The following is a 12460-nucleotide window of genomic DNA, read 5'->3' as shown; positions in this document are numbered from 1 at the left end:
TCGGCCTTTTTTGTTGCCAGGTTTTCATCCAATGAATCTAAGCGGGAAAGCCTCTAGCTCGAGGTCTTTCCGTGCTTGACCAGGTCCTGGGCGACCGACAGGGTCACCATTTCGGCCAGTTCGCGCGCAGCACGGTTCTCGGCATCGATCTGCGCGCGATAGGAAGCGTACTCCTGGGTCGGCTTGTCGAAGGATGACGGGATCGAGCGCTTGCCGGTGGCGATGACCGCGCCGGTCTTGGCGTCGGTCAGCACGTAGTTCGCGGTCAGCGTGACCGTACCTGCCGTCGGCTCGTCCTCGTTGGTCTGGATTTGCACCTGCGCCGCCGATTCGACCAGTTCGCTAACGCCGAGATCAAGCATATAAACCGGCGCGGCCGGCTCGCCGGCACCCTGGCCAAGCGCAAAGATCAGATTGTTGCGGACCTGCTGGGCGTAGCGGGTCTTGACCGGCTTGACCGAGATCGACGCCAGTTCGGCCGAAGCGCTGACCGTGGAGCCGACCGTCAGCGGCGCGCTCGAATAGAGCGGCCTGACCGTGCAGGCCGAAACCAGCGTCACCGAGGCGACCAGCCCGCACAACGCGGCGCGTCGCAGCAAATGCGTCGTCTTTCCGAAATCAGGCAACGACATTGACGATCCTCTGCGGCACGATGATCACCTTGCGGGGCGCCTTACCTTCCAGCGCTTTTTGCACGAAGTCGAGGGCCAGAACCGCTTTTTCGACCGCACCTTGATCCGCGTCGCGGGCAATTGTCAAATCCCCGCGCTTCTTGCCGTTGACCTGGACCGGCAGCACGATCTCATTGTCGACGACCAGCGCCGGATCGTAGACCGGCCACGGCCGTTCGGCGACCAGATCGGTGCCGCCCAGCGTGTGCCAGCACTCCTCGGCCAGATGCGGCATGACCGGCGCGACCACATGCACCAGGATCTCCACTGCCTCGCGGCAAGCGGCTTTCAGCGCCTCATCGGCCTTGCCTTCGGCAACATCGTTGAGCGGCGTGGTCAGCGCATTAGCGAGCTCGTAGATGCGGGCGATGGCGCGGTTGAAGCCGAGCTTCTCGATATCCTCGCCGATCGCCTTCAGGATCTTGTGCGCGGCCTTGGAAACGGCGCCCGCCTCGCCCTCCTTCGCCGCTTGCGGCTTGACGCCGCCGAGCGTCTCGGCGGCGATCGACACCAGACGCCAGACGCGCTGGATGAAGCGATGCGCACCGGCGGCGCCATCGTCGGTCCATTCGACATCGCGCTCGGGCGGCGAATCCGACAGCATGAACCAGCGCGCGGTATCGGCGCCGTAGCCGTCGGTGATGTCTTCCGGGCTCACCGTGTTCTTCTTCGACTTCGACATCTTTTCGAGCGAGCCGATCGCCGCCTCTTCGCCGGTGGCGATTTCGATAGCGCGGCGCTTGCCGCCCACATCCTCGATCCTGACCTCGCCCGGCGACAGCCAGCGGCCATTGTTCGACGCGCCGCCGACGCGGTAGGTCTCGTGCACCACCATGCCTTGCGTGAACAGGCCCTTGAACGGCTCGGCCAGGTCGAGATGCCCGGTCTCGCGCATGGCGCGGGTGAAGAAGCGCGAATAGAGCAGGTGCAGGATCGCATGCTCGATGCCGCCGATATACTGGTCGACCGCCAGCCAATCGTCGGCAGCCTTCGGCTCGGTCGGATCGTTCGCCCAGGGCGCGGTGAAGCGGGCGAAGTACCAGGACGAATCGACGAACGTGTCCATCGTGTCGGTCTCGCGCCGCGCGTCCTTGCCGCATTGCGGGCATGTGACGTGCCGCCAGGTCGGGTGACGGTCGAGCGGGTTGCCGGGACGGTCGAACTCGATGTCGTCGGGCAGCTTGACCGGCAGGTCGGCCTTCGGCACCGGCACGACGCCGCAATCCTCGCAATGGATCATCGGGATCGGGCAGCCCCAGTAGCGCTGGCGCGAAATGCCCCAGTCGCGCAGGCGAAAATTCACTTTGCGCTCGGCCATCGGCCGGCCGCCGATGCTTTTCTGCTCCAGCAGCTTTGCGACCTCTTCGAAAGCCCGCTCCGGCTTCATGCCGTCGAGGAAGCGCGAATTGATCATCACGCCGTCATCGACATAAGCCTCTTCCGTGATCTGGAAGGTTTTGGCGTCGGCATCTTCCGGCATCACCACCGGGATCACCGGCAGGCCGTATTTGTTGGCGAAGTCGAGGTCGCGCTGATCGCCCGACGGGCAGCCGAAAATGGCGCCGGTGCCGTATTCCATCAAAACGAAATTGGCGACATAGACCGGCAGCGTCCAGCTGTCGTCGAACGGATGCACGACACGGATGCCGGTGTCGAAGCCCTTCTTCTCAGCCGTCTCCAGTGCCGCCACCGAAGTGCCCATGTGGCGGACCTCGTCGATGAACTTCGCCAGTTCGACATTGGTCTCGGCTGCCTTTTTGGCCAGCGGATGGTCGGCGGCGACCGCCATGAAAGAGGCGCCGAATATGGTGTCGGGCCTGGTCGTGTAGACTTCCAGTTCGCTCGCATCGCCAACCGGTGCTGCCAGGGGCCAGCGGATCAGCAGCCCTTCCGAGCGGCCGATCCAGTTCTGCTGCATCAGCTTGACCTTTTCCGGCCATTCGCCGAGGCCGTCGAGCGACTCCAGCAGGTCCTGGGCAAAGTCGGTGATCTTGAAGAACCACTGCGTCAGCTCGCGCTGTTCGACCAGCGCGCCCGAGCGCCAGCCGCGGCCGTCGATGACCTGCTCGTTGGCGAGCACCGTCATGTCCTCCGGGTCCCAGTTGACCTTGGAGGATTTGCGCGTCACCAGCCCCTTCGCGACGAAGTCAAGGAACAGCATCTGCTGGCGGTGGTAATAGTCGACATCGCAGGTGGCGAATTCGCGCGCCCAGTCTAGCGACAGGCCCATCATCTTGAGCTGCTCGCGCATGGCGGCGATGTTGGCGTAGGTCCATTCCTTGGGATGGACCTTGTTCTGCATGGCCGCATTCTCAGCCGGCATGCCGAAAGCGTCCCAGCCCATCGGGTGCAGCACGTTGAAACCCTTGGCCCGCTTGTAGCGCGCCACCACGTCGCCCATCGTATAGTTGCGGGTGTGGCCGATATGGATCTTCCCCGAGGGATAGGGGAACATCTCCAGCACATAGTATTTCGGCTTCGGGTCGTCGTTCTGCGCTTCGAACAGCTTCTTTTCGGCCCAGGCCTTCTGCCATTTGGGCTCTGACGCGCGCGGATTGTATCGTTCGGTTGCCATCGGATGATTTTCACTTAAAAGCAGGCGCAGACCGCCGGACAAGGCCCGGTGGCCGAGGTAAATGTCGTCGCGGTGTTCACCATGGATTGCCGGACCCGTCAACTGCGGCGAGCCGGCCAGCGCTAGAAAGACAGACAGGATATAGGCATGGCCAGCGCCGTCGAACAGTTTTTCGCCGTCAAGACGAGGATCGCTGCTGCCGAGCGCGAGGCCGGCCGCGACGCCGGTTCCGTAACGCTGGTTGCCGTGTCGAAGACCTTCGAAGCCGACGCCATCCGCCCGGTCATCGAAGCCGGCCAGCGCGTCTTTGGCGAAAACCGGGTGCAGGAGGCGCAGGCCAAATGGCCGGCGCTGAAACAGGAATTCCCCGACATCGTGCTTCATCTCATCGGCCCGCTGCAGTCGAACAAGGCGAAGGAAGCCGTTGCTTTGGCCGACGTCATCGAGACCGTCGACCGAGAAAAGATCGCTGCCGAACTCGCCAGGGAAATTGCCAGACAGGGCCGCGCGCCAAAACTCTACGTGCAGGTCAACACCGGCTCGGAGCCCCAGAAGGCCGGCATCGAGCCGCGCGACGCCGTCGCTTTCGTCACCCGCTGTCTCAACGTCCATGGCCTCGCCATCGAAGGCTTGATGTGCATCCCGCCGGCCGACGAGAACCCCGGCCCGCATTTCGCCCTGCTGGAAAAGCTGGCGCGTGAGGCCGGCGTCGCAAAACTGTCGATGGGTATGTCCGGCGACTACGAGACGGCAATCGCCTTCGGCGCCACCAGCGTCAGGGTTGGGTCGGCGATCTTCGGCAGCCGTTAGCCAGTCAGGCCTTGGGCCAGAGCCGCCGGCCAGTTGCTCCAGCACTGGAAACGAAACGTATCGTTCCTATATGACAGGTGTCAATCACCACACCTCTGGAGCCGCACTATGCGCTACAATCAACTTGGAAACACGGGGATGTTCGTCTCCGAACTTTGCCTCGGCACCATGACTTTCGGCGCCGCCGGCGAGAACGCCCAATGGGGCCTGATCGCCAGCCTCGACCAGAAAGGCGTCAACGAGATCGTCGGCCGCTCGATCGCCGGCGGCGTCAATTTCTTCGACACGGCCGATGTCTATTCCTTTGGCGAGTCCGAGAAACTGCTCGGCCAATCGCTCAGGGATCTCGGCGTCAAAAGGTCGGACGTGGTCATCGCCACCAAGGCGCATGGCGCCATGGGCGAAGGACCCAACCAGCGCGGCTCGTCGCGCGGCCACATCATGGATGCGGTCGACGCCAGCCTAGAACGGCTGCAGCTCGACCATATCGACCTCTATCAGTTGCACGGCACCGATACGGTGACGCCGATCGACGAGACGCTGCGGGCGCTGGACGATCTGGTTGCCAGCGGCAAGGTGCGCTATGTCGGCGTCTCCAACTGGGCGGCATGGCGCATCGCCAAGGCGCTCGGCATTGCCGACCGCAAGGGCTTTGCCCGCTTTGAGACCGTGCAATCTTACTACTCGATCGCTGGCCGCGACCTCGAACGCGAGATCGTGCCGCTGCTCAATGAGGAGAAGCTCGGCCTGATGGTCTGGTCGCCGATGGCCGGCGGGCTGCTGTCCGGCAAATACGGACCCGGCGCGCCGGGCAATGGCGAGGGCCGCCGCGCCTCCTTCAATTTCCCGCCGGTCAACGAAGACCGCGCCTGGGCAGCAGTCGCCATTATGCGCGAGATCGCCAGCAAGCACAGCGTCAGCGTCGCCACCGTGGCGTTGGGCTACGTGCTGGCAAAGCCCTTCGTGATGAGCGTCATCATCGGCGCCAGCCGCATGGAGCAGCTCGAACAGAATCTTGCCGCCACGGAGCTGAAGCTCGATGCCGATGATCTCGCCAGGCTCGATGCGGTGAGCGCGCTGCCGGCCGAATATCCCGGCTGGATGCTGGAGCGGCAGGCAGCCGGCCGGCGCCCGGCGCCGTTCATACCCAAGAAGTAGCCGTCTTGACTGGACATTTCGGGAGCCGAACGGCTCCCGAATCTTTCTCAGGTTCAAATCACAGCCGGACAGTCTCGACGAGAAAGTCGAGAAAAGCCCGCACGCGCGCCGGCAGATGCTTGCCCTGGCCCACATAGACGGCGTGGGTGAACTCCTCATCACCCGGATTGAAATCTTCCAGCAACGGCAGCAACTGCCCGCCGGCAATGTCGGCCTCCACATGCCAGCGCGCCAGCCGGGCGATGCCCACTCCGGAAAGCGCCATCAGCCGCATGGCCTCGCCGTCGCTGACCAGCGCGTTGTCTGTCGTCGGCACGATCACGCTTGCGCCGGCGCCGTCGCGGAATGGCCAGCCATCGATATGCCGCACGAAGCCGAAACTCATCCGGTTGTGGCGCTCGAGATCGGCCGGCACTTGCGGGGTGCCATGCGTCTCGAGATAGGACGGTGCTGCGACGACGACGGTGCGGCTTTGCCCAAGTTTGCGCGCCACCAGCCGCGATTCGTTGAGTGGGCCGGCACGGATGGCGACATCGGCGCGCTCCTGCATCAGGTCGATGACGCTGTCGGTCAAAACCAGATCGACTGATATTTCCGGGTAGCGTTCGAGGAAGCGCGGCAAAAGCGGGATCAGCCGGTGCTGTCCGAACGGCACATAGCTGTTGACACGCAACAGCCCGCGCGGTGCCGCTCCTGCCGCCGCCTCGCGCTCGGCCGCCGCCATGTCGGCCAGGATGCGCACGCCGCTGTCGTAGAAGGCCGAGCCTTCCGGTGAGAGCTGCAGCTTGCGCGTCGAGCGGCTGACCAGCCGGGCGCCGAGCCGGCCTTCGAGACGGCCGATCAGTTTGCTCACCGCCGATGGCGTCATGCGCAGTTCGCGCGCCGCCGCCGAAAAGCTCCCCGTCTCGACGACGCGCACGAACACTTCGATCTCACCGGAGCGGTTGATGTCGGGCCTGGCCATCTGTGAATCTATTTCATAGAAACTATGCCCGTAGCAAGTCTGGTTCACAGTACATGGGAGCACGATCTTTGCGGTCGGGGCGCGGATTTGGACAGGACGCTCATCGCCTTTGAACTGGAAACCGCCATGCCTCTCGCTCTCTACGCCCTCGCCGCCGGCGCCTTCGGCATCGGTGTCACCGAATTCGTCATCATGGGCCTGCTGATCGATGTCAGCAAAGATCTCGGCGTCTCGATCTCGGCCGCCGGCCAGCTTATTTCCGGCTATGCGCTTGGCGTCGTTATCGGCGCACCGCTGCTGACCATCGCCACCGGCAACTGGCCGCGCAAGACCGTGCTTCTGGCACTGATGGCGATCTTCACGCTGGGCAATCTCGCCTGTGCGCTGGCGCCGGACTACTGGACGCTGATGGGCGCCCGCATCATCACCGCCTTCGCCCACGGCACCTTCTTCGGCGTCGGCTCGGTCGTCGCCACCGGGCTGGTGGCGCCCAACAAGAAGGCCTCGGCGATCGCGCTGATGTTCACCGGCCTGACCATCGCCAACATTCTTGGCGTTCCCTTCGGCACCTGGCTCGGCCAGGCTTTCGGCTGGCGCGCGACCTTCGGGGCGGTAACCCTGGTCGGGCTCGCCGCCTTCGCCATCATTCTCGTGCTGGTGCCGCGCAGCCAGGCAGCGCCGGAAAAGAGCGACCTGCGCAGTGACCTCGCCGTGCTCGGCCGCATGCCGGTGCTGCTCGGCCTCGCCACCACCGTGCTTGGCTATGCCGGCGTCTTCGCCGTCTTCACCTACATCGCCCCGCTGCTGACCGAGATCAGTGGCTTTGGGGAAGCTGCGGTGTCGCCGATCCTGCTGGTCTTCGGCGGCGGCCTGATCGCAGGCAATCTGCTCGGCGGCAAATTCGCCGACCGCTGGCTGGTGCCATCCGTTCTCGGCAGCCTCGTGGTGCTGGCACTGGTGCTCGGCACCATGACCTTCGCCCTGCACAGCCAGGTGATGGCCGTCCTCTATGTCGGCCTGCTCGGTGCCGCCGCCTTCGCCACCGTGGCACCATTGCAGATGTGGGTGCTGGAAAAGGCGCAAGGCGCCGGCCAGAGCCTGGCCTCGTCCTTCAACATCGCCGCCTTCAATCTCGGCAATGCCGGCGGCGCCTGGCTCGGCGGCATGGTCATTGCTGACGGCCCCCGCCTCGGCGCCGTCAGCTGGATCGCGGCCTTGCTGCCGCTCTCGGCACTCGCAGTCGCAATGCTGGCGCTACGGTTCGATCGCACCGCCGCGCTCGGCACGCCCGCTTCCGTGCGGTCCTGACATCCGCAGGCAAAGCCAGATCGCTTTCACTTTCCGTCCACACCCGCAGGAGTGAGAAAATGGACTATCGACGTCTAGGCGCATCCGGCCTCAAGGTCCCGGCGCTTTCGTTCGGCACCGGGACCTTTGGCGGTTCGGGGCCACTGTTCGGCGCCTGGGGCACCAGCGATGCCAATGAAGCACGGCGGCTGATCGACATCTGCCTGGAAGCCGGCGTCAATCTGTTCGACACCGCCGATGTCTACTCGAATGGCGCATCCGAGGAAGTGCTGGGCGCAGCCATCAAGGGTCGCCGCGATGCGGTGCTGATCTCGACCAAGACGTCGCTGCCGATGGGCGATGGGCCGGCCGACTACGGTTCGTCCCGGTCACGGCTGATCAAAGCCGTGGAGGATGCGCTCAGGCGTCTTGGCACCGACTATATCGACCTGCTGCAGCTACACGCCTTCGATGCCGCGACGCCGATCGAGGAGGTCTTGTCGACGCTCGACGATCTCGTGCGCGCCGGCAAGCTGCGCTATGTCGGCGTCTCCAACTTTTCCGGCTGGCAAGTTATGAAGTCGCTCGGCCTCGCCGACAGACATGGCCATCCGCGCTATGTCGCGCATCAGGTCTACTATTCGCTGCTCGGCCGCGACTATGAATGGGAATTGATGCCGCTCGGCCTCGATCAGGGCGTCGGCGCGCTGGTGTGGAGCCCGCTCGGCTGGGGCCGTCTGACCGGCAAGATCCGCCGCGGCCAAAAGCTGCCGGAAAAGAGCCGGCTGCACGATACGGCAAGCTTCGGACCGCCGGTCGAGGACGAGCATCTCTACCGGGTCATGGATGCGCTCGATGCGGTGGCCGGGGAAACCGGCAAGACCGTGCCGCAGATCGCCATCAACTGGTTGTTGCAGCGCCCGACCGTCTCATCCGTCATCATCGGTGCCCGCAACGAGGAACAATTGCGCCAGAACCTCGGCGCCATTGGTTGGACGCTGACGCGGGACCAGATGAAAAAGCTCGATGCGGCAAGCGAGGTCACCGCGCCGTATCCGTATTTCCCCTATCAGCGGCAGGAAGGTTTCGCCCGGCTCAATCCGCCGGCGGTTTGAGCGACGCGATCCCACGTTCCGGGGCCGCCATACACATTGGGGAGTAGCCGAAGCCCCTCAACTTCGTCATCCACGGGCGGAGCAGCCGCGAAGCGGCGTCGCGAAGACCCGAGGATCCATGCCGCGACCTTGGACGTAAAGTGCAGCGGAGCAGAATTCTGCACCCTAGTGACGCTTCGGAGTCCCGGCATGGATCCTCGGGTCTGCGCCGCGTCGCTACGCTCCTTGCTCCGCCCGTGGATGACGAAGCGATGGGGGTTTCAGCCAATCACGAGCGGTCGATAAAATGCCTGGCGGCCACTCAGTGTAAAACGAACTCGCCATCCACCTTGCGCCATTCATTCGGCGCGATCAGCTTCTGGTGCGTGTAGACAACCGAATGCAGCGGCCCGTCGAGTTTGGCCTGCCAGAACTCGATGAACCGGATCAGCACCGGGAACTTCGGCGCCAGGTCATAGTCCTGCCAGATGAAGCTCTGTAAGAGGTGCGGATGATCGGGAAAGTGATAGAGAATCTTGGCCGTGGTCAGGCCATAACCCCTAAGCATCAGGTCCATTTCGGCATGGTCGCGCATTGCAGCCCCCAGGTTGATTCACCTCGCCTCCCAACGAACATTGTGCGCGCCGTTGCTTAACTGTCTATTGATTTTTCCTGATCGAAACGGGCTTTTCCACGCGAAAACATACAGTTAGCAGCGACCTTGCCCGAGTGCTGACAGCACCTGGCAATGCCCCTGCGTCATCCCGCCACGCAAACCCAACGTCTAATATTGCCGTCACCGCGGAACTGATAATAATGCGCGCGAATTCGCGGCCGCGTCGCCGCGATCCCGCCGGCGTTTCAAGCCGGCGGATTGGTTTGGGAGGAAGTGAAGAAATGTCCGAAGTTCATGTCCATCGCGTCCAGCCGGCGTGGAAGAAGAACGCGCTGATCGACAACGACACCTATCTCAAATGGTATACCGAAAGCGTCAAGAACCCGGACAAGTTCTGGGGCAAGCATGGCAAGCGCATCGACTGGTTCAAGCCGTTCAGCAAGGTCAAGAACACCTCCTTCGATGGCAAGGTCTCGATCAAATGGTTCGAGGACGGGCTGACCAACGTTTCCTACAACTGCATCGACCGGCACCTGAAGAAACGCGGCGACCAGACTGCCATCATCTGGGAGGGCGACAATCCCTATGACGACAAGAAGATCACCTACAACGAACTCTACGAGCATGTCTGCCGGCTGGCCAATGTGATGAAGAAGCACGGCGTCAAGAAGGGCGACCGTGTCACCATCTACATGCCGATGATCCCTGAAGCGGCTTATGCGATGCTCGCCTGCACGCGCATCGGCGCCATCCATTCGATCGTCTTCGGCGGCTTTTCGCCGGATGCGCTGGCGGGCCGCATCGTCGATTGCGAATCGACCTTCGTCATCACCGCCGACGAAGGCCTGCGCGGCGGCAAGGCCATTCCTCTGAAGGAGAACACCGACAAGGCGATCGACATCGCCGCCAAGAATTTCGTCATGGTCAAGAATGTCGTCGTCGTGCGCCGCACTGGCGGCAAGGTCGGCTGGGCGCCGGGGCGCGATGTCTGGTACCACGATGAAATCGCTTCGGTGAAGGCCGAGTGCAAGCCGGAGAAGATGAAGGCCGAAGATCCGCTGTTCATCCTTTACACGTCGGGCTCGACCGGCAAGCCGAAGGGCGTGCTGCACACCACCGCCGGCTATCTCGTCTACGCCTCGATGACGCACCAATATGTCTTCGATTACCACGACGGCGACATCTACTGGTGCACCGCCGATGTCGGCTGGGTTACCGGCCACAGCTACATCGTCTATGGGCCGCTCGCCAACGGCGCCACCACGCTGATGTTCGAAGGCGTGCCCAACTACCCTTCGCAGGCCCGCTTCTGGGAAGTCATCGACAAGCACAAGGTCAACATCTTCTACACGGCACCAACGGCGCTGCGCGCGCTGATGGGCGCCGGCGACGATCCCGTGAAAAAGACGTCGCGCAAGTCATTGCGCGTGCTTGGTTCGGTCGGCGAGCCGATCAATCCGGAAGCCTGGGAGTGGTATTTCAACGTCGTCGGCAACGGGAAGGTGCCGATCGTCGACACCTGGTGGCAGACCGAGACCGGCGGCATCCTGATCACGCCGCTGCCTGGCGCCACCGACCTAAAGGCAGGTTCGGCGACGCGGCCCTTCTTCGGGGTCAAGCCGCAGTTGGTCGATAGCGAGGGCAAGGTGATCGACGGCGCCGCCGACGGCAATCTCTGCATCACCGATTCCTGGCCCGGACAGATGCGCACCGTCTATGGCGATCACGAGCGCTTCATCCAGACCTATTTTTCCACCTACAAGGGCAAGTATTTTACCGGCGACGGCTGCCGCCGCGATGCCGACGGCTACTACTGGATCACCGGCCGCGTCGACGACGTGATCAACGTCTCCGGCCACCGCATGGGTACGGCGGAAGTGGAATCGGCACTAGTCAGCCACAACAAGGTTTCCGAGGCCGCCGTCGTCGGCTACCCGCACGACATCAAGGGCCAGGGCATCTACTGCTACGTCACTCTGATGGCCGGCGAGGCGCCGAGCGAGGAGCTGCGCAAGGAATTGGTCGGCCATGTTCGCAAGGAGATCGGCGCCATTGCTTCGCCCGACAAGATCCAGTTCGCGCCGGGCCTGCCGAAGACCCGCTCCGGCAAGATCATGCGCCGCATCCTGCGCAAGATCGCCGAGGACGATTTCGGCTCGCTCGGCGACACATCGACGCTGGCCGATCCGGCTGTGGTCGACGACCTGATCGCCAACCGGCAGAACAAGAAGGGCTGATGCCGTCGACGGTCGGTTCCGTCACTGAGCTTTGGCGCTATCCGGCGAGCTCGCTCGCCGGTGAACGCCTCGACGCGATTTTGGTAAGTCAGGAAAGCATCGACGGCGACCGCATGTTCGGTCTCGTCGATGTCTCCGACAACGAAATCGCGCGGCCCGATCGCGATGCGAAATGGCACAAGGTGCCGCGCATCCGCACTCGGCTGTCACAAGCTCGCCAGCTTGAAGTTGCCGTTCCCGGCGGCGACTGGCTGGCGGCACCCGGCGCCGAAAGCGACCGCGCCGTATCAGCCTATCTCGGCTTCGAAGCCTCGATCCGGCCGTTCGGCCCTGAAAATGCCGCGCCCGGCTATTCCGGCCCGCTGACCGCGGCGCGCTATCGCAAGGCGCCTATCCATCTCCTGACCACGGCGTCGCTGGCCCGCCTCAAGGCGCTGCATCCGGAGGGTGCCGACCCGCGCCGCTTCCGACCCAACATCGTCGTCGACGTGCCACCGGTCGAGGGCTCGTTTCCCGAAACGGAATGGATCGGCCGCAAGCTGGCGATCGGCGACCTCAAGCTGACCATCGCCGAGCCATGCCGCCGCTGCGGCTTCACCATCATTGCCCAGGATGGCTTGGACCACGACCCGGCCATCCTTCGCAACCTGGTCCGCCACAACGCCCACAATCTCGGCGTCTATTGCACGGTCGACCAGCCCGCCCGCGTCGAGATCGGCGCAACGATGCGGTTTCTCTGAGGATTATCGATACAGATCCGCCCGCGTCGGCGGCAAGCCGCTTGGCCCCCGCGCGCGCCTGGTGACGACGGTCTGGAAAATCTGTGCCGAGGCACGCTCGAAGGTGATCGAGCAGCCGGTGAGATATAGCAGCCAGAGCCGCGCCTTGGCCTCACCCACTTCGGCAATCGCTTCGTCGAACCGTGCCTGGAGGCGCTCGGCCCACAGACGGCAGGTGCGGGCATAGTGCTCGCGCAGGTTTTCGACGTCATAGACGAGGAAGCCATGCGCCTCGAGATTGCCGAGCGTCATGCCGATGGTGTCGAGTT

11 protein-coding genes are annotated in these 12460 nt (G+C 63.6%); 6 read left to right on the top strand and 5 right to left on the bottom strand.

What is annotated here, in order from left to right; genetic code table 11:
- Positions 1 to 53: 53 nt before the first annotated feature.
- Entirely contained in the window at positions 54 to 632 is a 579-nt protein-coding gene (gene lptE / locus AC1DVW_RS25855; protein ID WP_477245955.1) for an LPS assembly lipoprotein LptE, read from the bottom strand.
- Positions 619 to 3246: a leucine--tRNA ligase gene (leuS, locus tag AC1DVW_RS25850; protein WP_477326890.1), complete on the bottom strand. Its 2628-nt coding sequence runs from the start codon at positions 3244 to 3246 to the stop codon at positions 619 to 621. Before leuS ends, lptE begins: the two co-directional genes overlap by 14 nt.
- Before the next feature lie 147 nt (positions 3247 to 3393).
- Here leuS and AC1DVW_RS25845 point away from each other — a divergent pair, with 147 nt between their 5' ends.
- Positions 3394 to 4056: a YggS family pyridoxal phosphate-dependent enzyme gene (locus tag AC1DVW_RS25845; RefSeq protein WP_477326888.1), complete on the top strand. Its 663-nt coding sequence runs from the start codon at positions 3394 to 3396 to the stop codon at positions 4054 to 4056.
- A 108-nt stretch (positions 4057 to 4164) separates the two neighbouring features.
- Positions 4165 to 5214, top strand: a complete 1050-nt coding sequence (locus AC1DVW_RS25840; protein WP_477326886.1) for an aldo/keto reductase — start codon at positions 4165 to 4167, stop codon at positions 5212 to 5214.
- Positions 5215 to 5272: 58 nt separating this feature from the next.
- Here AC1DVW_RS25840 and AC1DVW_RS25835 read toward each other — a convergent pair whose 3' ends face one another.
- A complete protein-coding gene (locus AC1DVW_RS25835) occupies positions 5273 to 6178 on the bottom strand; it encodes a LysR family transcriptional regulator (RefSeq protein WP_477326884.1) in 906 nt (301 codons plus the stop codon).
- Positions 6179 to 6304: 126 nt separating this feature from the next.
- Here AC1DVW_RS25835 and AC1DVW_RS25830 point away from each other — a divergent pair, with 126 nt between their 5' ends.
- Entirely contained in the window at positions 6305 to 7486 is a 1182-nt protein-coding gene (locus AC1DVW_RS25830) for an MFS transporter (protein WP_477326882.1), read from the top strand.
- 59 nt (positions 7487 to 7545) lie between these two features.
- Entirely contained in the window at positions 7546 to 8580 is a 1035-nt protein-coding gene (locus tag AC1DVW_RS25825; protein ID WP_477326880.1) for an aldo/keto reductase, read from the top strand.
- Between the two features lie 301 nt (positions 8581 to 8881).
- On the opposite strand, the gene AC1DVW_RS25820 is transcribed toward AC1DVW_RS25825, so the two are convergent.
- Positions 8882 to 9154, bottom strand: a complete 273-nt coding sequence (locus AC1DVW_RS25820; RefSeq protein ID WP_477270524.1) for an usg protein — start codon at positions 9152 to 9154, stop codon at positions 8882 to 8884.
- 302 nt (positions 9155 to 9456) lie between these two features.
- On the opposite strand from AC1DVW_RS25820, the gene acs reads away from it, so the two are divergent.
- Both acs and AC1DVW_RS25810 read left to right on the top strand, forming a co-directional pair.
- On the top strand, positions 9457 to 11412 hold the full coding sequence (acs, locus tag AC1DVW_RS25815) for an acetate--CoA ligase (RefSeq protein WP_477326878.1): 1956 nt from the start codon (positions 9457 to 9459) through the stop codon (positions 11410 to 11412).
- Positions 11412 to 12152, top strand: coding sequence for an MOSC domain-containing protein (locus AC1DVW_RS25810; RefSeq protein ID WP_477270522.1), 741 nt, complete (start codon positions 11412 to 11414; stop codon positions 12150 to 12152). Before acs ends, AC1DVW_RS25810 begins: the two co-directional genes overlap by 1 nt.
- Positions 12153 to 12155: 3 nt before the next feature.
- Here the strand turns inward: AC1DVW_RS25810 and AC1DVW_RS25805 are convergent.
- The coding region (locus tag AC1DVW_RS25805) for a class I SAM-dependent methyltransferase (RefSeq protein ID WP_477326876.1) at positions 12156 to 12460 on the bottom strand (305 nt) is incomplete at its 5' end.

This window comes from Mesorhizobium sp. P3_B5 (assembly GCF_056402815.1).
This window is presented reverse-complemented; position numbering and strand designations above follow the sequence as displayed.